This window comes from Terriglobales bacterium (assembly GCA_035651655.1).
Lineage (GTDB): Bacteria > Acidobacteriota > Terriglobia > Terriglobales > Acidobacteriaceae > DASRFG01.
In genome coordinates this window covers 1-24,179 of the sequence record DASRFG010000035.1, presented here as the reverse complement: position 1 = coordinate 24,179, position 24,179 = coordinate 1, and the positions used below count along the sequence as shown (strand labels likewise).

The window sequence follows — 24,179 nt, the reverse complement described above, 5'->3', positions numbered from 1 at the left end:
TCTTCGCCGCGAATTTTCCGGTCTTCATTCCATCAAGTTTGATCTGTTCTTTCCTTCGGTTCTGGTTAGAATGTCTGCCAAGTGCTTCCCTTAACAGATAAAAAGGCGACAGCGCGGCTGCGCTCCCGGCTGCTGCGGTGGTATGACCACAAGCGCCGCGATCTGCCCTGGCGCAGAACAAGAGATCCGTACTCAATCTGGGTATCCGAAATCATGCTGCAACAGACCCGGGTGGCGGTGGTCCTGAATTATTACCAAAGATTTCTGCAGCTTTTTCCAGATGTGAATTCCTTGGCGGGGGCAGACATCTCGGCCGTACTCGCGGCGTGGAGCGGACTCGGCTACTACCGGCGTGCCCGGGCATTACATGAGGCGGCGAGACGAGTTGTGGCGGAGCACGGCGGCGCCTTTCCGCGCGATGTTGATGGCTTACGCGCTTTGCCGGGTATCGGACGTTATACGGCCGCCGCCGTCGCGAGCATCGCCTTTGACCAACCGGCAGCGGTGGTGGATGGCAATGTGGAACGAGTAATACGCCGGATGTGGGGCGGTGGACGGGACCAAGGTAACGAAATTACCGGGGCCGAGCTATGGCGATTGGCGAATCAACTTGTGAGTCATCGCCGCCCCGGAGATTTCAATCAAGCGATAATGGAGTTGGGCGCGACTGTATGCCTCCCCGGAGAACCACTCTGTCTGAGTTGTCCGGTGTATTCGTCATGCGCTACGCGCGGACCAAGTGCGCGTCGGACACGACAACCGAGGCGGCGAGTTGACGTCCATTACCGACTGGCGCTGCGCCGCGACTCTGTTTTTGTGGTGCGGCGATCGGCTAAACACTCGTTGATGCCGGATATGTGGGAACTGCCAAAATTGCGCTCTGGCCGTCCTGGTCGGAGATCGGGTTCTGGTACCTTCACCCTGCGCCACTCAATCACAGTAACGGACTTCAAGGTCACGGTTAGCCAGGCTTCAGCGCCGCGCAACGCAAGGGGCTGCTGGGTGCCAATAAAGAGGCTGCCGACACTACCGCTCACCGGGCTGACGCGAAAAATCCTACGCCAAGTTCATATCATCTAAATATTGTTGTCACGGGAGGAAAAAATAATGCCCGCTTTGAATGCTGGCGTGCAAGCGCCTGACTTCACGCTCGAGGGAATGGATGGCAAGCAGTTCTCAGTGAGAGAGGCCCTGAAGCATGGCCCTGTGCTGGCGATCTTCTTTAAGATCTCCTGTCCAGTCTGCCAGTTCGCGCTTCCCTACTTTGAGCGTTTGTACAAGGCCTATGGAAAGCGCGGAGTCACCATCGTCGGCATCTCTCAAGATTCAAAGAAAGATACCGCAGAGTTCATTGGGCAGTACGGGATCACGTTTCCGGTAGTGCTCGATGAGAAGCCTACGTATCCTGTGTCCAATGCTTACGGCCTGACCAACGTGCCCACGATCTTCTGGATCGCCAGTGATGGTGAGATTGAAATGAGCAGCGTGGGATGGTCGCGGCAAGATCTTGAGCAGATCAATGCCAAATTGGCGGAAGCGGCCAGTACCAACGTAACGCCGCTCTTCCGGCCCGGGGAAGACGTCCCGGATTTTCGTGCTGGTTGAAGTTCCAAGAACTAAGCCTGCGGTCGCAGGCTAAATGTGAAATAAGACTTGCGAATCAAAGGGCCTGGCGAGTGCCGGGCCTTTTTTTGTGGCCCCAAGGCAGGTGTTCACCACCTGAACGGATTCAAAAACATACCGCGCGAGGAAAGTCCAGCCCGGCACTTCGGTTCCTACCACCTCTGTAACGTTGGCGCTGATCAGGGGCCATGCTACGCTCCGATCACGACTTAGCCAACATCCACATTTTGAGGGACTTATGCGTTTCCAGCAGATCATTTTCACGGCGCTTCTGGTAACCGTCCAAGGGGTTGCCGCAGTACGCCCAGCCAGTTCCGACTTGTTACCTGTGACGAGCGGTTCGCCGCAGGCGCGCAAATTGTTCGAACAGGGCATGGCCAATCTGGAAACTATGCATCCCGAGAGAGCACTGAGCAACTTCCAGAGTGCGGTACAGAAGAATCGCAACTTTGCTCAAGCTCTGATTATGGTCGCGTACCTGACCAGAGATCCAGGTGAAGAAGTCACGTCATTTACCAAGGCGAAACACCTTATGCCGTACGTCTCACCCGGGGAAAGACTTCTGGTCCGCTGGCTAAGCGGCGTGCGGGAGGATGAGTATCTGCCGGCGATCGGCGCTATGAACGATTTACTCACACTGTATTCAAGCGACCCGCGGGTGATGTTCCTGGCCGGCAACTGGCTGCTTCGCCAGCAACGCTATGAACAGGCTGAGTTCGTGCTCGAGACCGGGATCGCGCTGCATCCAAATTATCCCCCAATCATTGACCAACTGGCCCGCGCCTATGCCTTCAACGGGAATTTCAAAAAAGCTTTCTCGCTGATGGATCGCTACATGGAGCTGCAGCCAAAGCAGCCCGCAGTCCACGATTGCTATGCGGAGATTTCCCGCATGGCGGGCGATTTCCAGGGAGCACTTGCACACTATGGCGAGGCGCTGAAACTGGATCGGCAATTCATCAGCTCGCAAGTGGGAATTGCTGATACCTACGCGTTGATGGGCGACCAGCAGAGAGCGCGGCAGGAATATGCCAAGGCGCTCAATATTCCAGACAGCGGAAATGATCGCTTCGAGATCGAAATGCAATCTGCCACCACCTTCGTACGCGAGCACCGGTTTGTGGAGGCCGACCAGGCATTTCGCGCGGTTGCAGATGGAGCTCATAAAGCCGGTAACTCTTTCGTGGAAGCTGAAGCACTGTGCGCGATGGCCATGTATGAGCCTCGCTTCGCCACTGCCGCACAAGACCTGGAAAAGGCAAGCATGGCGGTAAACCAAACCGCGGTCATGTCCAAATCCGCGCTGAATGAAGAGCGGGCGCACATTCTGGAGATTCAGGCAATTCGTGCGGTGCACTCCGGAATGGATGATGTTGCGACTAAGGTCCTGGGCGAACTGGCAAGCGCTGCCGATACCAGCCATAGCGCGGCCATCGCACGCTTCTCTGACGCAGCACAAGGCGCATTCCTCATGCAACATGCGGAATACGCCAAGGCCATTCCTCATCTTGAAGGAGATGTAAGCAATCCCCTGTCACTGGAACTTTTGTGGCAGGCGTTCGATAAGACAGGCGCGAAGGCAGAAAGCCAGGCCTTGGTTTCGCGCATGGCGGTATTGAATCGGCCCACCGTGGAGCAGGCGCTCACCCAGCCGGAGTTCCGGGTCAGCCTCAACCGGGCGGTCCAGCAGCCGTAAACGCTGCCCAAAACACTTATGGCGCGGATTCCTGTCATCCGATTCGGAAAACTGGCCGACCACGCCCGCCAACTCACTCTCACCAGCTATGCCCCAAGCATCAGCCTGGAAGGTCTGGTGCGCGGCGTGGACAACGTGCGCCATGATGTTTTTCTGAGTCAAAGATTGTGCGACGAAGCGCGCGCCTACGTAAACGGCTTGATCACGCGGCATGGCAATGTGGCGGACTTAGCTATCGGACGACCGCTGCAACAGCCCAATAATCGCTTGCTGATGCGTAAGCCCGAACGCGGTGCCGCGCCGGCGGCTCCCAAGGGAACGCTGGTTGAGTTCAAGCGCTTGCTGACTGAGTTGCTGGTGGAGGCCCTCAATCGGGCAAAAACAGAAAACAATGTAGCCATTGATGTGCTGGCCCGGCTGGCGGTGGTGAAGTTGCTGCGGGCCGAATTGGCCGGCCAATTTTCTGAGGTACTCGAACGCTGCCGGACCCTGCTCAAAAGCGCCGAAGGTCCGCATCAAGAGAAAGCCATTGCGATGAGGGAGCGGGTCTCCTCTTTACAAGTCGCCAAGAAGACGATCCTGCGGCGCGCGGGACAGGAATTGTTTGAGAACTTGCGTGATATCGAAAAGCAAACGCTTGTCCGCATGCGCCGGTCGTTATTTGGCGACACAAAGTTTGGCGACCTCAACTTGCCGGATTATGACGTGTTCCTGAACCGTTTGATCTTCACCGAGGACGGCCGTGACGACTATGTGAATGCTGAGCATTACGTGATGATGGGAAACTACGACCGGGATCCAGACCGCTTCTCGACGATCCGGGAAGTGGTGATCGCGTTCTTGCAATCGTTGGGCGTGGGGGGCGAAGACGATAGCGCGCTGGATGGATTGATGAGCGCTCCGGAGAATGCTCAAGAGCTGGTTGCAGGCGGCAATCCGGATGAATCTACCCCGCAGGGCAAGGCGCAGCGGGCCTTGCTTTCAGGGTGGGTTGAGATGCTACAGGACAGCGGCGTCATGGACTTTGTAGCCGCCTCTTATGAAACAGTGGTATTGCTATCCGAATACTCTCCCACTATTAACGCGCAACAGCTCAAGAATGCCTTGGTTTCACGGCAGGAATGCAGCCGGGTGGAAAGCTTGATTGCGGAGCATACTCGCCTGTCGGCTGACAATCTGAATGCCGCCGTGAGACGCCTGGCAGGCATGCGCGGTCAGGAGCGCGCCAAGATAGCGGGACGCTTCCTGGGAGACTTCATGCGCTACCACCGCGACCTGCGGCGCCTGGAAGCCCTCAATTCAGCTCTCGACAGCGTGAACATCATCAGCAATGACAAGCTTCGCGAGCTCTCGTCGCTCAATCACCTGCTGTACGAATTTCTGATCAAAGAGGAACAGAAGCCCAGCCAGGACCGAATTGTTCACCACGTGGTGATCAAAGCTGACGTGCGTGATTCCACCAAAGTGACACGCGCACTCTGCGAGCGCGACTTGAATCCGGCCTCGTACTTCAGCCTCAATTTCTACGATCCGGTGAATAAGCTTCTGGCCAAGTATGGCGCCAGCAAAGTATTCCTTGAGGGTGACGCCGTCATCCTGGCGCTCATGGAACGCGAAGGCGAGCGCCGATTCGCGGTGAGCCGGGCCTGCGTGCTGGCTCGCGAAATGGTGGACATTGTCCGTGCCTACAATCAGGAATCGCAAAAAGACGGGCTGCCGATGCTGGAGCTGGGAGTGGGCATTGCTTATCACGATGCTGCTCCCATGTACCTAATGGACGGCGAAACCCGCATCATGATTTCTGAAGCGCTGAATGAGAGCGACCGTCTTTCCTCATGCAGCAAGAAAGCCCGCCACGTGTTGCCCAGTGGCGCCCCATTCAACGTTTACCGTTTCCAACTGATTCAAGCTTCCGCCCAACCGGATCCAGATGAACCGCCCCTGGCCTACAACATCGGCGGAATCCAGTTGAATGTCGCGGCATTTGCACAACTGCAGCGCGAGATTTCCTTGCAGCCTCTCAACATCATTATGCCGCCGCTGTGGACGGGCGAGACCTTCAATCTTTATAGCGGACTCGTACCGCTGGATGGCGGGCTGTTCCATCGCCTGGTAATCCGCGAAGCCAAAATAGCGCAAATAGCCGCGACCAACTTCTCGCTGCAGAGGTGGAGTGAAGTTTGCTATTACGAAGTCTGCACCAACCCAGCCGTATACCAGTTTGCAGGGGAAGCAGCAGCGGCCGCGGCAGGCATCAACTAGTCGAATCAGTATCCAACTTTGCGTGAGCGGAATGGAATCCGGACCACCGCTTCCAGGTCTACCGCAGCCCCATTTTTCCTGGCGGGCATAAACCGGCAGTGGGAGAGCGCGATGCGGGCGTACTGGTCCAAGCGATCGTCAACCCCACGCAACACTCGCACATCGGCTACACTCCCATCGCTACGAATGATGGCGAAGAGGGTCACCGTCCCTTCCACTTGTTGCCGTATCAAATTTCCCGGATAAGCCGGATCAACCTTCTCCGTAGCCACCGGAGCCGTCAATTCACCGCCTGTTCCGTTGTCGTTGAGCTCGGCGAAACGCATGATCCAGCTGCCCCATTTGGAATTCAGATTAGGCATGCTCAGAATGACGGAATAAAACCGCTTGAGACCGAAGATCTTCTTTTCGAGCTCCGGCACGTCGGGGAGCGGGGAACCAGCAGGGTTCACCTCCCGAGGGGGGAGATGGCGAATGTGCAGCGGCAGCATCGCCGCCGCGATCAGACCGGACCTGCCAGGCAACGTAGCGGCCATGGAAGGATGAACAGCTTTTCCCGCCGCATCGCCAGCTCTGACCGGACCAGGCGTGACCGTCAGGCCAGGACCATCATCGCTCGCCATGCCGGTGCCGCCACCACCGCTGGACGCTCCTCCAGCTACCATGCGGGGGCTGGCCACAGGCCCCGGCTGGCCTTCTGGAGCTGTGGCGAAATTGCCATGGCGATTGCCGCTGGGCAGGTCTATCGGACCGGTTGGCTCGACCGGATGCAAGCCTAGGGCGATAATCTGGCCGCCCCCGGAACGCGCCAGCCCACGTACATCAGGAGGAGCCATTGGCGTAGCGATGGGTTGGAATGTTCCCCCAAGGCTCTGTTGTGCCGGGACTGGCAGTTTGGGGGCCAATACGCTGGGCTGCAGGTCCGCAACGTTCATTGTCCCGGGGTTCCGCGGGACGACAGTTGTTGAGGGCGGAGGCTCAACCACCGCGACGGCGGGAGTTTGCAACGGGTGATGCGTGGACAAAGTCAGCGATGGATCAGGTGGCGGCGCGATAACAGGACTTTGAGCTAGTGCGTGAGCTGGTCTCGTGAGTCGCTCCAGTTCCGGCGGAGGTGCCACAACACTGGTTGGCAGAACTTGCACATTAACATTGGCGCGCATTGAGCCGGTTACGGGCACAGGCGAAGGAACAGGTGTCCATGCAACCAGGTTAGGCAGTGGAACGTCGGCGGTTAGCTTCACCCGCGGTGGCGTGATCACGGTTTGCGAGCGGTTATCTACTTCCGCCGGTACGGAAATGACTTCTTGCCTGGCATGACCGGGGCTTCCCTTTTGAGCCGAGCGTGCCGGTCTGCTCTTCTGGTTTAAAGGAGGCAGATACTCCGAGGCACTGTAATAGATGACCTGACTCTTTTCCAAGAACTTGCCGCTGAACTGCTGCGAAGCATGAGGCTGAACTTGCGACAACGCTACTACGACGATGAGTAGAAGGATGTGAAAGAACGCAGATTGCGCCAATCTAGACCATGGGATCGCGCGCTCCACGAAAACGGTAGATCCAAACGGATTACCTTTGCCAACAAGCCGGAGGGAGGTAATAGAAGGGCCTGACGAGGAGAGCAGTTCCCCAACACTGCTGGAGAAACTGTCCCAGCAGGGCTCTGATTCAATAAGGAGTTGAAGATCTGGCGTCGCGCCTCGCTCCGGCGGCGGTTGCGAATTGGGCTGGCGAGGGAGGCTCGGCATCACTAAAAACCCGGAGTAAGGCGATTATAGCTACTTTCGGCGCCTGGAAATTTACTTGTCCACAACCCTGTGTTGCTGCCTGTGTTTTAATGGGAAAGCGATGCGATATATTGCCCTAAACTTGGTGCTATTTTGTTGCGCGGTAGCGTTTTCTCAGTCAACTGATAAGCCTGCAACTGACACCGCTGGGGACGATTATTCCGGGATGTATAGCTTTCTGCGCGAGGGCGAATTTGTGCAAGTATCGGTGGAAGAAGGGGGAAAACTCAGCGGCTTCGTTTCGCGCTTTGGTGATGCGGACAGCGATCGTGGCGCGTTTCTCGACCACTTCATTAAGCAGGGCACGCTCGCGGGGCACGACATAAAGTTCACCACTGAAACCGTTCATGGTGTGTGGTTTGAATTTAAGGGGACAGCGGACCGGGGCAATGGTAAAACCCCCGATGACGAAGCCTATTACGTGCTGAAGGGAACGCTGACTCAGCACACCGGTGATCCGGGCAAGAATGACACGGCAAAATCCCGCGAGGTGGTATTCAAGTCCTTTCCTCAGGACGTAAGCCAATCCAACAAACTCCCGGATTGAATCACCGAATACCGCCGCCACTACCGGTCGAACCACTGACAATCGGCAATAGAACATAGGACGCAAACTGGTCCGAGCGATATATGTGCTGGGTGGCAGGCTGGTAGTCCGCATCCGTTGCTTTGAATATGTTGGGGACAAACTTTTGTGGGTTGCGGTCAATGACCGGGAACCATGTGCTCTGCACCTGCACCATGATGCGATGGCCTTTGAGAAACACATGGTCATTGGTGTGCAGGTCAATGGTGTAGTGGTTGATCTGGTTTGCCTCCACTGGTTCTGGTTTTTCGAAATTGTTACGGAAACGGGCCCGCATCACCTCATCGGCAATGATCAACTCATAGCCACCCAGCTTGCGGTCTGGCGGGTAGTTTTCCGGATAAACATCAATCAGCTTCACGATCCAGTCACTGTCGGTCCCGCTGGTGGAGGCGAACAAGTGCCCCACAATATCGCCGGCCACGATGATGTCTTCTTTTAACGGCTCTGTCTGGAGAGTCAATACATCAGGGCGAGACTGGGCGAAGCGTTGGTCTTCTAAAAGCCAGGTCGGCCAGCCTGGGCCAGGATAGGTGGGCGAGATCGGCTGATGCCGATACGGAACCGGGTGGGAGGGATCGGAAACGTAGCTGTCAAAACCCGGCTCGCCGCTCGGTGAGGGCGCGTCAAAAGAGAGCTGGCCGCGCTCGCGGAAGTACAACTTGCGCTGGCTCACATTCTGGGTGGGAGGCCAGGCCTCATATTGCTTCCATTGATTACTGCCGGTTTCGAAGGTGAGCGCCTCGCCTAGCGGCAGCTTGCCTTTGTCCTTCAGCCAATACGCGAACCAAGGAGCTTGTACCTGTCCGCGGAAATATTTTCCCGTGTCAGTTTGGAAATCGATCGGCCCCAGTTTGCGGCCGTCGCCTCCTGCCCATCCGCCGTGATTCCAAGGCCCGACGACCAAATAGTTTGCGTGCTTGGAGTCGTTCTTTTCGAGAAGTTCGTAAATCTTTACCGGTCCGTAAAAATCCTCCTGGTCCCACCAGCCTGCCACGTTGAGATTGGGAACGGTCGGGGCTTTCAGATAAGGCCAGAACGCCAGTTTTTGCCAAAACTCATCGTAGTTCGGGTGCTCGACAAAATCGTTCCAGGTTGGAAGCTTGCCGTGGAAATACTTTGCATTGGCATTGGAGAGAGCGCCTAGAGCGAGATACCAATCGTAAGTGTCGTACTTGTCGAACTGAAAAGAGAAATTCTCTTTTGTAGTTTCCATTAAAGCGGCATATTCGAAGCCATAGCTGAGCCGGAATGCGCCATTGTGGTGGAAATCGTCGCCCAGAAACTGGTCCTCGGGCGAAGCCTGCTCCGAAGCAGCTTTAAGGGCTGGATGAGGATCGAGAAGCGCCATGGTTGTAAGCCACCCACCATACGAAATGCCGAGAATACCGACACGGGCATTGTTGTGGGGAACATTCTTGAGGAGCCAGTCGATCGTGTCGTAGGTGTCGGTGCTTTCGTCAATGCCTTTGGCGTCACTCTGGTTGCGAGGAGGACGGTTCATGACGAACTGGCCTTCTGATTTGTAGCGGCCGCGAATGTCTTGAAATACGAAAATATAACCTTCTTTGATCAAGTCCCCGTAGGACCCGAGCAACTTGGTATACCCCTGTTTGTCGTCCTCCAATCCATAAGGAGTGCGTTCAAAGATGAAGGGCAGCGGTTCTTTTATCTTCTTAGGCGTGTAAATCTCAGTGTGCAGGCGTACACCGTCGCGCATGGGAACCATCATGTCAGTCTTACGGAAGAGCTTGCTGTACTCGGTCTGCGCAGCGCCGGGAGAAGCCAGCAGCAAGAGGTGAATGGCAAGGATAATAGTCAAACTAACGTCGCACTGACGAATTCGCACGCTCAGTCTCCAGTCCTCGGGTGTGGCGAAGAACGGAAACCATACGTCAGCCGCAAAGAAAATACCAGAGGCAAGCTGGAAGCAGGCAAGAAAGCGCAGAGGTTTAGAACAATTCTCCCGAGAGCAGCTAATTGGGCCTAGAGCTACTGTTACTCGCCGCGAATGAGGTCTTGCGCCTGGTGTAGGTGAGTCGTCCGGCGATGAGACGCCGCAGTTTGAGCCGCGCGCGCCATAGGCGCGCCTTGACGGTGGAGCGCGTGATGCCGACGTGCTTGGCAGTTTGGTTGATAGAGAGCTTTTGCAGGTCGCGCAGCTCGAATATCTCTCGATATTTAGGCGGTAGCATAGCGACGGCCTTATTAACGACCAGCCTCTGCTCTTCGCGCTCGAGAGTTTGCCAGGGAGTTTCTCTCTTGTCGGGAAAATCACGATGCAGTGTGTGGCCGCTGGGCAGCTCGTATTCGAGCGGCTCAAAGGTGACCCGCCGATTTTTGCGCAGCAATCCCCGCGCCTCGTTGACCGTAATGCGCACCAGCCAAGTGCTGAATTTCGATTCGCCCCGGAACTGATTGAGATAGCGAAAGGCTTTCAAAAGCGACTCTTGTACCACTTCCTCGGCATCTGCGTGGTTTCCGGTTATGGCGAGAGCGGTGAGATAAATATTGCGCTCATGCGGCCGGATGAGCTCATAAAAGAGATCGGTAGCACCATTTCGGATCGATTGGATCAGTGAGGTGCTTGTATCCGCGGATAGCACGCTCGGAAATACAAGATGGTCAACGCATCCCGCCATGCCCATTGAAACACTCGATTGGCGCGTCTCGGTTGAAACCCTCATCAACATTGGAGACGCTAGAATTTTGGGTTACATTGATATAAATCCCACGCGCGGAAGCATTCATCCCCATCAATCGCAGAATTGTTAGGGCAGATTTGTGCCTGTATGATGAATGGCCGTTTGTTTTAACCATGCGGACTACAGGAGATTGAATGCGAGGCTTGCAAGGCAAACGCGTCCTAATCACGGGAGGTGCAAGCGGGATCGGGGCTGCCACCGCAGTCCGATTCCTGGAGGAAGGTTCCAAGGTAGTGGTGCTCGACCGTGACCCCAAAGCGCGGGAGAGAATTGGCCGTGAGCTTCCGAAACTTTCAGGGGTGGTAGAGGCGGACGTTTCAATTCTTCAGCAGGTGCGTGCGGCGTTTGAAAAAGCCGTCGCCGCAATGGGTGGCGTGGACGTGCTGATCAACAATGCCGGGATCAGCATTCGTCATAACTTTCTGGACATCACTCCTGAGGAATGGGACAAAGTCCTGGCGGTGAATCTGACGGGAGTTTTTTATGTAGCACAGATCGCCGCGCGGCACATGGTCGAGCGAGGAAACGGGGTAATCCTGCAGACCGCTTCTACCAACGGCATCATGGGATATCCGTTTTATGCCGACTACAATGCCACCAAGGCAGGCGTCATCGAGTTGACCAAATCCATGGCGCTGGAGCTTGCGCCCAAGGTGCGAGTGAACGCCATCGCGCCTGGGTATGTCCTTACGCCCATGCAGCGTGCGGAATATACAGATGCCATGCTGGATGAGGTCAATGGCAAGATCCCCATGCGCCGCCATGCCAAGCCGGAGGAGATTGCAGGTCTGTTCGCCTACCTCGCGTCGGATGATGCGGCCTATATTACGGGGCACGTCTATGTGATTGATGGCGCCGAAACGGCGGGTAGCCTCGCAGGCCGATAGAGCTGCGATTCATGCCAAAACAACACAAAGCGAATCCGCGGCCCAGAGAACATGGTGTGTTGGCCGGCAAGATCGCGCTGATCACCGGTGGCGCTTCGGGCATCGGGCGCGCCACGGCGCTGTTATTCGGACGCGAAGGGGCCACAGTCGTAATCGTTGACCTGGACGAGACGGGCGGGCGGGCCGCGGCAAAGGAAATCATCGCGGACGGAGGCGATGCGGTTTTCGATCACGCAGATGTTACGAGTGCCAACGACTGTCAGCGGGTCATGCGCAATGTTGAAGAGAACTATGGCGGACTGGCCATCCTGTTCAACAACGCAGGAATCATCCGCCGGGCTTCAATTGTGGACCTCAGCGAGGCGGATTGGGACAAAGTGATGGCGGTCAATGTTAAGTCTATTTTCCTGATGTCAAAGCATGCGATTCCGATGATGGCAAAGTCGGGCGGTGGTTCGATCATCAATACTGCCTCTGGCTGGGGATTGGCGGCCGGCTCGCGTGCAGCCGTGTATTGCGCCTCCAAAGGCGCGGTGGTGCTACTGACCAAGGCCATGGCAATAGATCATGGCGAGCAGAATATTCGTGTGAATTGCATCTGTCCGGGAGATACGGATACGGCCATGCTGCGTGATGAAGCGCGGCAGCTTGGCACGCCCACGAACCGTTTTCTCAAGGGCGCAGCGCAACGGCCATTGGGACGCGTGGGCAAGGCGGAAGAGATCGCGCAGGCTGCACTATATCTGGCGAGCGACGCGTCATCATTCGTCACCGGCACAGCGTTGGTGGTGGACGGCGGCGGGCTTGCCGGAACGGTGTAGCGCCGCCTACCCTCGCGCATTCTTGCGTGCGCGCTGCACACCCGCACGTAGCGCTCGTTCGATGATGCGCTTATAACCTGCCCGATTTTCAGTGTCCATGACAGTGGCGGCAATGCCTCCCGGCGTAGCAGCCTCATACAGCAGTTCTTCCAGCGGAATTTTTTCTTGGCGGAAGGCGGCGATCGCGTCGGCTAAGGCATGGGCTGCAGCAATCAAAGCATGGTCACGGTCAAGCCCCAGTTTTTCAGCCGCTTCGGCGAGGGTGGCCAGCGCATGATACCCGTGGCTGGGAGAGTACGTCGCGGTGAACACATCGAAATTTTTCTCCGGTATCTCCAGCACGGTTCCGACGTGGGCGAAGAAATTGCGTACCAATCTGCGAGCAGTGCCAGGCACACTGCGGTCGAACGTGACCGCGGTCAGCCCTCGCCCGGTGCGGCATACCGGGCTCGGCATGGCGCGGGCCCAGTGGACCTGCGGCAAATGCACCCGCAATTTCGTGAGAGGCACACCAGCAGCGAGGCTTACTGCTATCAACGAACGGTTCGGCCGGGGGCAAGAGTGACGGAGGGCCGCCAACAATGTGCCAATCGAATCCGGACGAACCGCAACGACCAGCAGCCCGGCAACCGAAACGGCTCGGCACGGGTCAGGTTCGGAGATGGCGTCAAACTCCTGCGTGAGGCGGCGCAATTTTGGCGCATTCCGATCGTGCACCAAAATGAGTGACTTATATCCCGCGCGGCGCAAGCCGCAGATGAGCGCAGAGGTAATGCGCCCGCCGCCCAAAAACACGGTCGCGCTGCTGAGGCTACGCTTCTGATCAGAGCGCGGCACAGGCCTCGTCGGCGGCGCGGAGCATCGTGGCAATATCAGGCTCCGAATGCGCCGTGCTTATGATCCAGTGCAGCCCATTGGAAGGAGTCATGTAGATGCCACGCTCAAGTAACAGGTGAATGAAGCGAGAATAGCGTTCCCGGTCAACAAAGCGGCAGTAATCTCGATAATCGTTGATCGCCTTTTTGTCGGTGAAATAAATCTGGAACATGGGGCCGAAGCCCTGCACAATCGCTTTCACTTTGTGTCGTGCAAAGACGTCGCGCAGTCCTGTGATGGCGGCATCTCCCAAAGTGCGTATTTTGCGGAAGCCGCCGTTGTTCTCAGCAGAGAGCAAGTCAAGGCTGGCGCTGACCACCGCCATCGTCAGACGATGGCCGTTGAAGGTGCCGTAGTGCAGGACCATGTCATCTCCCCAGCGCAACTGAGTGAGGATCTTGCGCGAGCCCGTAACCGCGCCTACGGGAAATCCAGCCCCCAGAGCTTTGCCGAAAGTACTTAGATCAGGCCGAATTCCAAACAACTCCTGGCATCCGCCAGCGGCGTAACGAAAGCCGGTGACCACCTCGTCCATGATGAGGAGCGCCCCGTGTTCGCGGGCCAGCTCGCTCATGCGCTGAAGATAGCCGTCGCGAGGCGGAATGCATCCCATGTTCGCCATAATGGGCTCGGTGATGACCGCTGCCAGGCTATTGCCGTGCTCGTGAATGACCTTTTCGAGCTGTGAGACGTCGTTCCAAGGTGCGATTAGGACATCGTCAAAAGTGCTCGCAGGAATGCCGCGGGAATCGGGAATACGTGCGGGATGTTCAGGAGGACCCAGTTGATCGGGCGGGTGGCTATGAGCGTTCAAGAGAAAGGCGTCGTACCAGCCATGATAGTGGCCTTCGAACTTTAGGAATTTGTTGCGTCCGGTGTAAGCGCGCGCCAGGCGCAATGCCAACATGGTGGCTTCGGTGCCGGTATTGGTAAAGCGTACGGCCTCGGCGGATGGGACCATCCGGCAGAAGCGCTCGGCAGCATCCAATTCCGCCGGTGTGCTGGAGGCGAAATGCGACCCTTCTGACATGACCTTTGAGACCGTGGAAACCAGCGCAGGATGCGCGTGCCCATGGATCAGGGCGCCGAATGACATCATGAAATCGGTGTACTGATTGTTGTCGACATCCCACACCTGGGTTCCGCGACCGCGTTGCACAACTACGGGGCCTGGAGAAAAGACGGTGCTGCCGCGGGAGGGCGAATTTACTCCTTCGATAAGAACTTTCTGGGCCCGCTCGTACCAGGATTGCGAACGGTTGCGTCGTCGAGAAATGATGGTGTTTGCCAGGACAGGCTCCTATAGAGGGGTCGAGGACGCCATAGTACCAGACGGCAAATATAGGTAATTCACCCTGACGTAGGCATGCAGATGAGACTGAACTCTTATCAGGCGGGTTTCTGCGGTGCGCTTTAGCTAGGGGAGGAGCCGATGATCAGCGGTTTGCCAGGCAGTGGCTGACCCCAGATGCAACGTTCGGGATCCAGGCACATGATGCCCGCCTGGGTGTGCTGCGATGAACCATAGCCTCCCACCCAGATCACTTGAAAGCGGGCGGTACGTCCGCGGTGTTTTACTTCGATGACGGTGGCGGGACCGATGAGGCTGGGAGCGCCGTCCAGACGGGCGCCACGCCGGCTAACGTCGAAGGTGAAGGCATCTTGCTGAAAACGAACGCCTGCGGCGTCGCGGCCGCAGACTCTTACTCGCAAACGAGCGGCATGACGGGGTTCAGGGCGGCTGGCCATAATCACCTCTAGAAGCATGAAACCGCGACTAGCTAGGACGGATCAAATTACCGAAGTGCTAGTCCGAAATCACAAGTACCCAGCCCTTGGAAAATGCTGCTCTTCCTCTATTTCTGTGGCGTCCCAGAACCGCAAAACCGCTAACTTGCCCCCCGACGGCGACGCTTTTGAACCTCGGCATAGCGGAAGCATTCGACTGCGTGGTCGTTGACCATGCCGACCGCCTGCATGAAGGCATAGCAAATCGTAGAGCCGACAAACTTGAACCCCTGGGCCAGCAAGTCCTTGCTCATGCGGTCCGATGCAGCGGTGTGAGCTGGCAGCCGATCGCCTGCTCGCCAGGCGTTCTGCACCGGACGTCCATCCACGAACTGCCAAATGTAGGCATCGAAAGAGCCGGAGCCTTCCTTTATCTTCAAGAAGGCCTTGGCGTTCTGGATTGCCGCCGCAACTTTTAATTTGTTGCGCACGATTCCGGGATCGCGAAGCAACTGGGCAACTTTTCGGGAATCATAACGGGCGATGCGCGCGGCATCGAACTCATCGAAAGCTAGCCGATAATTTTCACGCTTGTTAAGAATGGTTGACCAGCTCAGTCCAGCCTGGGCACCTTCAAGGATCAGGAATTCGAAGAGCACGCGGTCGTCATGTTGCGGCAGTCCCCATTCGGCGTCGTGGTAGGCGATCATCGCTTCCGAGCTTGCCCAGGAACAGCGGCGCTTTGCCACTGGTGTCTTTTTCATTTCGGCCAATCTGAAAGGTCTTGATTGCAGGGATGGCGGCTGCAAGGACCGTTCTCGTGCTTGATTGTTATAATTGATCGGACGCGGTGGGAGTAGCTCAACTGGCAGAGCACCGGACTGTGGCTCCGGACGTTGTGGGTTCGATTCCCATCTCCCACCCCAGCCATCCGGTTTCAACTCAGCAATTTACAGCGTTCTCGTGAGTCAGTTAGAGTCACGAGCCGTTTTTTTTAATTTCCTACAATACACAGTGACGGGACCAAGCGTCCGACAATCATGACCGTCCAAATCTACATTGGACGTGGGATTGTTGTCTGTATAGCTGTAGAGGTTGAGTGACTGTGGACTGCTCAGGTTCCCATGAGGGATTGGCTGTGAATCAACAGACCAATCCGGAGTCATAAAGCATCCATACGGAAACGCTAGGCGGGAGAGGACGTTCTAGGAGTTGCTTGAGGGACTCCCGCTGCAACTCCACGCTAAACTAACGTACACATATGAGCAAAGGTACCCCTAAATCCTATCCTGACGTCAACCAAGTGATTTCTCCCGTATTCCTCGATCCGTGATAGTTTCGTTCATGTGGATTGTTTGTGACCACGCTCTTGTGGAATACCTATGGTGATGAGTCCTGGTGCAGCCGCTAAAGCAGTCAAGGGAAAGGTCGACTTCGACCCCAATAAGTTTCTTGCAACCATTGGCGAGGGCAGAAGAATTTTGTCCTTTCGAAAGAACCAGGGCATATTTGCTCAAGGGGATGAGGCGGATGCGGTATTTTTCCTTCAGGCAGGTAAGGTAAAGCTCTCGGTCGTCGCCAAGACTGGCAAAGAAGCGACCATCGGCATATTAAATTCCGGCGATTTCTTCGGCGAAGGGTCTATCGCGGGCCAGGCTCGTCGCATGGGTTCTGCAACGGCGATTACGGATTCTGCCGTCTTGAAGATTGACAAGCAGGCGATTATCGAAGCCCTGCACCGGGAACACACGTTTTCAGATCTGTTCGTGGCGTATTTACTGGCCAGAAACATACGCTATGAGGCTGATTTAGTGGATCAACTTTTCAACTCCAGCGAGAAAAGACTGGCTCGAGTCCTTCTTCTGCTGGCCCGCTTTGGCAAAGAGGGAACTCCCGAGATCGTGGTACCGAAGATAAGTCAGGCAACGTTGGCAGAGATGGTGGGCACTACCCGTTCGCGGGTCAATTTCTTCATGAACAAATTCAGGAAGCTGGGCTTCATTGAATACAATGGCGGGCTGAAGGTACATAACTCGCTGCTCAACATTGTTCTGCACGATTAAAGACATTTCTTTCCTGATCGTCCACCGACAATCGTAAAAAAGAATGCCGTCCGGTGTCGGACGGCTATCAAGCCTTGCCTAACATCTCTTTAGACATCACTTCGAGCATACGATTTGGAGCGAGTTCGAAACAACAGGCCTGCGCCTATACAGAGCAAGCCAACCAGAGCCATCAAGGGAAAAGAACTGGCGGTGTGTGGTAGTTCCTTTGGGGCTTCTACAGCTGCCAGCGTTGCTGGTTGGATCTGGGCGGGTTTGGTCTGAAGCACTTGTGTGGCCGGCGCTTCCTGCTGGTCAGGAGTGATTGCCACCACTGGCACCGTCAGGCTCGGGGCCACGCCGCTGGGAATGGCCAATACAGGAATCTTGTTGGCGGCAGCCAGCGCGAGCGCTCGCTCCTTGGGATAAACAAATTCCTGTCCATACGAGTTGCCGGGATAAAATCAGGCATGGATTGCTTCCGGAGTATTCGATGGCCGCTCCTCGAAATCAAGGACAGTCTTGTCGGTCGGCTTCAGACGATAGTTATTGATCGCCAAAACGGTTGCGAATATCTTGGTCTTATCTTCATTCCAGATTTGCACGATGTGCCGGTCACTATTGGAGTCGGCCAGGGCGAATGTATAGGTTCCCGCAGGCAGGACCATGCCGGGGATCTCGAACGCCTCGGTAAATGTCATCTTGGTCTGTTTGTTCCATTCGTCAGCTCTCGCCTTGGGCAATGCGAACCCGAAAACGGCAACCAGGCACAATGCCGCTCCGAACCTCTTAATCGAATGCATATTCGTTTCCTTTCGTCAGATGACCAAGAATCGCACATACCGGGAGCTAAAGCTGTGCAACTTTGAACACCACACGTGGCTTTTTGGGGGAGAATGACATCGAAGATGGGTGATTCGGTGAAAAACGCGACACAAGATCAAGATGACCTTCATCTTGAGACAGCCCGCGCATGAGCTCCGGACTCTAACAGCGTCTGTGCATGCTTTCAAAGACCTTGTAGCCAGGTACGGCAAAGACGGGCACATCGTTGGTTGGTGTTGTTACCGCTGCTCCTGGAATGTGCTACGAAATTTCCATTTATCTGACTTGGTCGCCTTAGTCATTGCCCGCGCTGAGTTTCTCCTGCATCACCATTCCGACAGGCGAAGCCCCGGAACCATGCGGCGCAGCACCCCCAACACCATTAACTAAGCTCCAGGCGTGCGGCTTTCGCCGAGGACCGCAAAGGCCGATCGAGTGATGCGCTCGACCGGCCTTTTCGTTGTGTTGCGGCTTCGACCCGGCTTATGGCTGGGTTTTAGGTTTAGCCTTTTTTCTGACTGCCGGCCCGGTCGTTTTCTTGGTTTGTTCCTCCTTGAGCAGCGTCAGGGAATCCACAGCGTTGAAGGGATACTGTTGGGCGGACTCCTGGGACGCCTGGCCAGCATTGCTCAGTGTGATGTCCACACGGCGATTGCTGGCGAGGATAATCGTTCGCATGTTATGGAGCATTCTCTGCCGATCTTCTGGACTCAACTCGGGGTTCCGTTGAACCGCATCTTTCACCTGGGCGTCAGAGAGGTTTTGTTGCTTGCCGAACGCCTTGGTCTGGATGTTGGCGGCGGGAACACCCTGTTCGATCAGCAAGCGCTTGGTGCGGTCGACACGCCGTTCAGAGAGCGCCTGATTGTATTCCACGGAACCGCGCGGATCGGCGTGGCCTTCAAGGGTCAAGCGGGCATCCGGCTTGGCTTCGAGATATACCTTGAAAGCACTGGCGAGCGCGATGAGAGTTTTCCCTTGGCTGGCAAGCAGACCGGCGTCGGGATCCTGGAGTGTAGGTTTGGCGGTTGCAAAATAAACGCTGTGGAGGGCAAGCTTTTTCTCGATGGTGCTGACATCCGGGACTCGACGTGGAGGCGGAGGTTGCAGGTTCACGGTGGTTGAGGAGGAAGCGGTGAGCGGCGGGTTGCGGTCGTCGCTTACATTGCAGATCACGGTAATTGTCCCAGGCTGTGCCCCGCTTGCGTCCAGGGTGGCGGTGGAGGTGCTGCCGGCGATGTTTCCGGCGCTCGTGGTGTAGCTGTAGCTCAGCCTGCGGCCGTCGGGGCTGCTGGCGTTCGAAGTAATGGTGGAGGTTCCACCCATCGGTACGCTCGCCGGGTCTGACGAGCATGCAACGACGGGCGGACGCGGCTCTTTCACGGTGAATGTGGCGGTGCAGGAGGCCATGCCATGTACGCTGCCGTCGCTCAAGCTGGCGGTGACATGGTGTGAGCCTGACTGCAAGCCTGTAGTGTCAATTTGCGTGGAAGCGCCGGTTGCGCCCGGTTTCACTCCGGAGCCACTCCAGTTGTATTTGACCGTACTGGGATTGAAATTGGACCCCGCGGCAGTGGCGGTCACAGGCTCGCCGGCAAAGATGTCGGTCGGCTGTACTGAGCAAGTGGCATTGCGAGGCGTTACAGTGGGTTCGCCGCCCCACATGAGCACAATGCCAGCCTGCAGTCTTGCGCCCCGGAGATCGGTTGTTGAAGTCGTGGCCGAAGGACCATACCGGTAACTGGACATTAGATAGTCGGCCCTCAACAGCCGCAAAGCGACGTGCTCGGTGGCTTTGACATCGAGACCGCCGCCCAGCATAACCCCCAATTTGTCGATGTCGTGGAAGGCGTCAGGCATAAGCCGGTGATCGCCTACTAATGCCTCTAGAAATGGAGAGAAATGAGTACTGCGGAAAGTAACCTTCGGACCGAAGGAAAGATTGGAAAAAGCGGCGTCGTCAATTTTTCTCCCTAACGTACTTTCGCCGCTGCCCCAGTGGATGCTGGTATCGAGCGTTAGGCCGAACCAGCGGTTAAAGTTATAGGTACCGCTTAAGCCAGCGCCGCGTGGATTCGATTCCAGGCGGCTGGTCGCCGGAAGCAATCCGCCGGGAAATGTGCCGTGCACATCGGCGCCGGGATGGAAGAACGAGTATCCACCGAAGAGCTCCCATTTAGGCGCAGGCTGATCTTGCGCGGCCGCGAGTGTGCCCATAGTACAAAGGACGGCAACGACTGCGAACCACATCGCCACAACCCTGCCAGAAAGGTTCTGAAAGCGAGATGACATATTAAGATTCCTCCGCACTCCATCGCTTGAAATCTGCAACCAGTTCGGGAGTGGGCCGGTTTCAAACCGGGCCCACTACCCCACGACCAGCCGTCTACTGATCGACGGTATTAGTGTCCAATGTGACCGCGGCATTGCGGGCCAGGGCCCGGCCATGCAGGGTCGCGCCCGTATCCAGCGTGACCGCTTGCAGCGACATGATGGTTCCGTAGAAGATTGACGTCGTCCCCAGAGTGGCTGAGCTGCCCACTTGCCAAAAGATGTTCTGGGCCTGTGCGCCTCCTGCCAGGACAACCTGCGTACCTCCCAGGGTGGTGAGTGTGGACCCGACCTGGAAGATAAATACGGCGTTCGCGTCCCCTTGCGCATCGAGAGTGACATTGCCCGCCGACAGCATGACGGTGCTTGACGTCTTGTAGAGTCCAGGAGTGAAAGTAAGGCCACTCATATCTCCCGGTAAGACCGCGCCGCCAGGTAATCCGGCGGTGTAGTTATACGCGGTGGTCAGATCGAGTTGAGCCTGTGCTGCGGTCGGATCAGTTATATGCATGACCGCCGGCGGAACCATCGTTCCCGGTGGGAATCCTGTGACCGCGGATCCCGGGCTTAGTCCAAGGTCTCCATTCGCAATCGTAGTGAGTCCTGTATTTGTGACGGTAGAACCCGCCAGGACTCTGAAGTTAGCGGCCGATCCCAAAGGCACCGGCGACGCCTGACATGCCACGGCTGCCGTGGTGAAGCTCCATACAAAGTTGCTTGCCAGCGAATTGCCAAGCAGATCTTTCGCACCCGTGGTAATGGTCGCGGTATAGAGAGTGCTTAGCGCCAGATTGCTCGCTGGGGTAAAGGTCGCGGCGTGGCTTAGAGCGTCGTAAGTAACGGCGCCTGCCACCGCGCTCGCTCCGGCCAACCTGAAGGTCTGAGTGTTAATGGTGGAAGGATTCATCGCCGTGCTAAAAGTGGCGACGACTACGGTGTTCGGACATATACCGCTAGCGCCGGCAGCTGGTGCTACAGAAATCACCGTGGGCGGCCCTGTTTGACAGATAGTGTTACCTGTCGTGAACCTCCATACAAAGTTACTCGTCAGAGCATGGCCGAATACGTCCATGGCTCCAGTCGTAATCGTGGCGGTGTATGCCGTGTTTAGTGCGAGAGTGCTGGATGGCGTGAAGGTCGCGGTGTGGCTTGATGCATCGTAGGCGACCCTTCCTGCTACGACCGCGCCGCCTGGGCCTCTCACGGTAAAGGTCGTAGCATTGATCGTAGCTGGATTCATCGCCTCGCTGAAGGTGGCGGTAATGATCGTATTGGGGCAGGCACCAGTAGCGCCATTGGGAGGCGCTACGGAAATCACAGCAGGCGGGGTTACGCCCGGGATCGTGCCGCTATTCTTGTCTGGATCGCTGCAGCCAGTACTCGCTAGAAGCAGTAGGAATGCGATGAACCAGATTGTGTAGCTCTTATATCTATGCATGACCGTCATCCTTTTGTCTTCTTGGCTTAACTGCTGCTGCGCAGTGGAACCTTGCAAAGCGTTAGTCCTTTTACCAAACCGCTTGTAACGAATCTGTTCACAAGTGCACACTTGAACAAGGTCGATCAACAGTTACTCAGTTACGTGACTGTTTTGGGAGACTAATCTTTGTCTGACAATCAGCGCAGTGATGTCGGTCACACAAAATTGGTCATAGTTTGTGTGGAGTTTCCCACTTTGGATCGAAGTGAGCCTTTCTACTCAGTATTTCGCAGGCGGATAAGCGACTCTGTCTTCTGAGCCGCGTAACGCGCAGAGAGACATCCCTGTGGAAACGTCGAGCGATGAGCAATACTTGTACGTGTGGCGCGCCGATCCGCGCAAAATTTCTTGCTCCACCAATCTCGTCACGACGCGTCGCTACGGGACAAAGAAGCGATTACGCCTGACACTTCGGCACGACAGTCGAATATATTCGGCATTTCCAACTGTGCAATAGTGAACACACTAGGAGGCTTATCTGTTTCATAAAATAAACATATCACCTCCACAATCTTACAACCCAGCTACTCTGGAGCTCATCTTAAGCTCCAGTCTCTGAATAGGAGACCACCTCCAGCGAAGCGGGCCGCCGAAATGTTGACCTCAGAAACTATCAAGAAAGCTCAGATGGGCGATGCCGAGGCATTTAAGCAGCTCTATCACGCGCACAAACGTCACGTATTTGGGCTTTGTCTAAGGATGACGCGCAACGTGACAACCGCCGAGGACCTGACACAAGATGTGTTTTTGCAAGTACATCGAAAGCTGCAAACCTTCCGGTCGGAGTCCACTTTCTCGACATGGTTGCATCGGGTGGCCGTCAACATCGTACTCATGCAACTCCGAGTGAAGACCCCGGTTGAGACCCCGCTGGAAGAATGGTCCTCCCCTTATTCGGATGAAGGCTCGCAGCACCATAGGTTGCGGCAAGAGTTTCAGATTGAAGACCGGGTTCTGCGCGGCTCCATAGATCGCATCACTCTGGAGAGAGCAATAGACGAACTGCCCCCAGGTTATCGCATGGTATTCACCCTTCACGATGTGCACGGTTTCGAACACAACGAGATCGCCGACATTCTCGACTGCTCAATGGGAACGACCAAATCACAGCTCCATAAAGCGCGTATGAAGCTGCGCTTCTTGCTGAGCCCCGCTCTTCGAGAAGTTCCTCAAAGCACTTCCCTGAAGCCACGTGCGGAAGTATTCAAAAGTGCGTTCAGAACCGCTCCGGCCTTGCAAGTAGCATGAAAGATAGACGTTTTACTGCTGATCGCCAGGAATTAGAACGTGTTGGCAAATTACCAATGAAACCTTGGGACCAGCCTAGAAAAGCTCCCAAAAAACGCAAAATCGGCATTGTGCTTTTTTGAACAGACACCACGGGCACCGGAGATTTACTGTCCTTTGAAAGATTTCTCTTAGTCCGTCACAGCCAGTCACTGGAGATCAACTGACACCATTTTTCTGCCCCATGTGCGGCGATACCTGTTTTGAGCGACTGCTTACAATTCGTGGCATGAACGCGCTGACCACGGTCGTCTCGTATCGCTGCCTGACCAATGGCCACATCTTTTTCGTGCGGAAGGTGGATGTTGACGCGGCTGGCTCGCGGCTCTGTCATTTCCGATTCCTAGTAGGAGCACTGGAGCAGACGCGTAGGCGGTACCAGCTTGTCTATGACACAGCCTGCAACAAACGCCAAGCAGCAGTTTTCCTGCGACACATCGCCGCAAGCAACATTACCCGCTCGAAGACGCTAATGCGTCCAAGGTTTGGCGAGGCATGAGGACATCCCTTGTTGCTGAGGTGATCGTCATGGCAGTAGTCGTAGCCTTTTGGGTCCGCGCCTTAATAAGCGGGGGTAATGTTTAGCCAAAGGCGGCCCACTTCGGCTCGCGGGTTCCGGCTGGGACATTTGGTTGATAGGGAGCACGGCACTCGCGTGAACATGAGCAGACGCAAAATGAATCTTCATCTTGGGACATCCCGCGCGGATGGGCTCTGGACTCTACAGGCTCTGTGCATGCCTTCAAAGGCCTGGCAGCCAGATATGGCAAAGACGGCGAACTCATGAGTTTGCTACCGTTGCTCCTGGAATGTGCGACGAAACTCTTATTTACCTGACTTAGTCGCCTAAGTCATTGCCCACGCTGAGTTTCTCCTGCATCACCATTCCGGCAGGCGAAGCCCCGAAACCATGCGGCGCAGCACCCCCAACACCATTAACTAAGCTCCAGGCGTGCGGCTTTCGCGCGATTTCCTTTTGGCACTTGTCCAAAATGGGACAGAATTCTGAGTCTCTGAATGAAATACTTCTTGCGTGGTAGGAGGTTCTCTGTATGTCTACTCCCCTAAAGAGATCCGTCCTGATTGTTGATGACGAATCCAATATCCGCAACAGTCTGGCAATGGTGCTGGAAGCAGAAGGATACGAAACTTCCATCGCCGAAGATGGCTTTGATGCTCTCTTGCAGCTGAAGCGGACTCTGCCCGATGTAGTTCTCTCGGACCTCAGCATGCCCAAAATGTC

The 24,179-nt window shown here is 56.0% G+C and carries 22 protein-coding genes and 1 tRNA gene; 12 read left to right on the top strand and 11 right to left on the bottom strand.

Annotated elements, in window-relative coordinates:
- The first annotated feature begins 81 nt into the window (after positions 1 to 81).
- The 4 genes from VFA76_16580 to VFA76_16565 all read left to right on the top strand — a co-directional run bounded on the left by VFA76_16580 (position 82) and on the right by VFA76_16565 (position 5,581).
- Positions 82 to 1,080: an A/G-specific adenine glycosylase gene (locus VFA76_16580; protein HZR33463.1), complete on the top strand. Its 999-nt coding sequence runs from the start codon at positions 82 to 84 to the stop codon at positions 1,078 to 1,080.
- A gap of 27 nt (positions 1,081 to 1,107) precedes the next feature.
- Complete coding sequence (locus VFA76_16575; protein ID HZR33462.1) at positions 1,108 to 1,605, top strand: TlpA disulfide reductase family protein; 498 nt, start codon at positions 1,108 to 1,110, stop codon at positions 1,603 to 1,605.
- 256 nt (positions 1,606 to 1,861) lie between these two features.
- Positions 1,862 to 3,319: a tetratricopeptide repeat protein gene (locus tag VFA76_16570; GenBank protein HZR33461.1), complete on the top strand. Its 1,458-nt coding sequence runs from the start codon at positions 1,862 to 1,864 to the stop codon at positions 3,317 to 3,319.
- An 18-nt stretch (positions 3,320 to 3,337) separates the two neighbouring features.
- Positions 3,338 to 5,581, top strand: a complete 2,244-nt coding sequence (locus VFA76_16565; GenBank protein HZR33460.1) for a hypothetical protein — start codon at positions 3,338 to 3,340, stop codon at positions 5,579 to 5,581.
- A gap of 5 nt (positions 5,582 to 5,586) precedes the next feature.
- On the opposite strand, the gene VFA76_16560 is transcribed toward VFA76_16565, so the two are convergent.
- Positions 5,587 to 7,128, bottom strand: a complete 1,542-nt coding sequence (locus VFA76_16560) for a TonB family protein (GenBank protein HZR33459.1) — start codon at positions 7,126 to 7,128, stop codon at positions 5,587 to 5,589.
- Between the two features lie 406 nt (positions 7,129 to 7,534).
- Here VFA76_16560 and VFA76_16555 point away from each other — a divergent pair, with 406 nt between their 5' ends.
- A complete protein-coding gene (locus VFA76_16555; GenBank protein ID HZR33458.1) occupies positions 7,535 to 7,915 on the top strand; it encodes a hypothetical protein in 381 nt (126 codons plus the stop codon).
- 1 nt (position 7,916) lies between these two features.
- On the opposite strand, the gene VFA76_16550 is transcribed toward VFA76_16555, so the two are convergent.
- Both VFA76_16550 and VFA76_16545 read right to left on the bottom strand, forming a co-directional pair.
- A complete protein-coding gene (locus VFA76_16550) occupies positions 7,917 to 9,803 on the bottom strand; it encodes a CocE/NonD family hydrolase (GenBank protein HZR33457.1) in 1,887 nt (628 codons plus the stop codon).
- 127 nt (positions 9,804 to 9,930) lie between these two features.
- On the bottom strand, positions 9,931 to 10,641 hold the full coding sequence (locus VFA76_16545; protein HZR33456.1) for a sigma-70 family RNA polymerase sigma factor: 711 nt from the start codon (positions 10,639 to 10,641) through the stop codon (positions 9,931 to 9,933).
- A 152-nt stretch (positions 10,642 to 10,793) separates the two neighbouring features.
- Between VFA76_16545 and VFA76_16540 the strand changes: the two genes are divergently transcribed.
- Positions 10,794 to 11,546: an SDR family NAD(P)-dependent oxidoreductase gene (locus tag VFA76_16540; GenBank protein ID HZR33455.1), complete on the top strand. Its 753-nt coding sequence runs from the start codon at positions 10,794 to 10,796 to the stop codon at positions 11,544 to 11,546.
- A gap of 11 nt (positions 11,547 to 11,557) precedes the next feature.
- A complete protein-coding gene (locus VFA76_16535; protein ID HZR33454.1) occupies positions 11,558 to 12,367 on the top strand; it encodes a glucose 1-dehydrogenase in 810 nt (269 codons plus the stop codon).
- Between the two features lie 6 nt (positions 12,368 to 12,373).
- On the opposite strand, the gene VFA76_16530 is transcribed toward VFA76_16535, so the two are convergent.
- From VFA76_16530 to VFA76_16515, 4 genes are all read right to left on the bottom strand, one after another.
- Complete coding sequence (locus VFA76_16530; protein HZR33453.1) at positions 12,374 to 13,204, bottom strand: pyrroline-5-carboxylate reductase dimerization domain-containing protein; 831 nt, start codon at positions 13,202 to 13,204, stop codon at positions 12,374 to 12,376.
- Entirely contained in the window at positions 13,191 to 14,462 is a 1,272-nt protein-coding gene (locus VFA76_16525; protein ID HZR33452.1) for an aspartate aminotransferase family protein, read from the bottom strand. Before VFA76_16525 ends, VFA76_16530 begins: the two co-directional genes overlap by 14 nt.
- Positions 14,463 to 14,656: 194 nt before the next feature.
- On the bottom strand, positions 14,657 to 14,992 hold the full coding sequence (locus tag VFA76_16520; GenBank protein ID HZR33451.1) for a hypothetical protein: 336 nt from the start codon (positions 14,990 to 14,992) through the stop codon (positions 14,657 to 14,659).
- Positions 14,993 to 15,132: 140 nt separating this feature from the next.
- Positions 15,133 to 15,735, bottom strand: coding sequence for a DNA-3-methyladenine glycosylase I (locus tag VFA76_16515; protein HZR33450.1), 603 nt, complete (start codon positions 15,733 to 15,735; stop codon positions 15,133 to 15,135).
- A gap of 86 nt (positions 15,736 to 15,821) precedes the next feature.
- On the opposite strand from VFA76_16515, the gene VFA76_16510 reads away from it, so the two are divergent.
- From VFA76_16510 to VFA76_16500, 3 genes are all read left to right on the top strand, one after another.
- Positions 15,822 to 15,897, top strand: a tRNA-His gene (locus VFA76_16510).
- Positions 15,898 to 16,359: 462 nt separating this feature from the next.
- Positions 16,360 to 17,034 carry a Crp/Fnr family transcriptional regulator gene (locus VFA76_16505; GenBank protein HZR33449.1) on the top strand — a complete coding sequence of 225 codons (675 nt, stop codon included), beginning with the start codon at positions 16,360 to 16,362 and terminating at the stop codon, positions 17,032 to 17,034.
- Between the two features lie 273 nt (positions 17,035 to 17,307).
- Complete coding sequence (locus VFA76_16500) at positions 17,308 to 17,442, top strand: hypothetical protein (protein HZR33448.1); 135 nt, start codon at positions 17,308 to 17,310, stop codon at positions 17,440 to 17,442.
- Positions 17,443 to 17,477: 35 nt separating this feature from the next.
- Here VFA76_16500 and VFA76_16495 read toward each other — a convergent pair whose 3' ends face one another.
- From VFA76_16495 to VFA76_16485, 3 genes are all read right to left on the bottom strand, one after another.
- Entirely contained in the window at positions 17,478 to 17,816 is a 339-nt protein-coding gene (locus tag VFA76_16495; GenBank protein ID HZR33447.1) for a hypothetical protein, read from the bottom strand.
- Positions 17,817 to 18,321: 505 nt separating this feature from the next.
- A complete protein-coding gene (locus VFA76_16490) occupies positions 18,322 to 20,130 on the bottom strand; it encodes an OmpA family protein (GenBank protein ID HZR33446.1) in 1,809 nt (602 codons plus the stop codon).
- Between the two features lie 94 nt (positions 20,131 to 20,224).
- Entirely contained in the window at positions 20,225 to 21,607 is a 1,383-nt protein-coding gene (locus VFA76_16485; protein HZR33445.1) for an ice-binding family protein, read from the bottom strand.
- A gap of 636 nt (positions 21,608 to 22,243) precedes the next feature.
- On the opposite strand from VFA76_16485, the gene VFA76_16480 reads away from it, so the two are divergent.
- Complete coding sequence (locus VFA76_16480) at positions 22,244 to 22,897, top strand: sigma-70 family RNA polymerase sigma factor (protein ID HZR33444.1); 654 nt, start codon at positions 22,244 to 22,246, stop codon at positions 22,895 to 22,897.
- Positions 22,898 to 23,075: 178 nt separating this feature from the next.
- On the opposite strand, the gene VFA76_16475 is transcribed toward VFA76_16480, so the two are convergent.
- Complete coding sequence (locus VFA76_16475) at positions 23,076 to 23,270, bottom strand: hypothetical protein (protein ID HZR33443.1); 195 nt, start codon at positions 23,268 to 23,270, stop codon at positions 23,076 to 23,078.
- A gap of 718 nt (positions 23,271 to 23,988) precedes the next feature.
- Between VFA76_16475 and VFA76_16470 the strand changes: the two genes are divergently transcribed.
- Positions 23,989 to 24,179 (top strand): response regulator (locus VFA76_16470; GenBank protein HZR33442.1); only part of this gene is annotated, 191 nt, incomplete at its 3' end.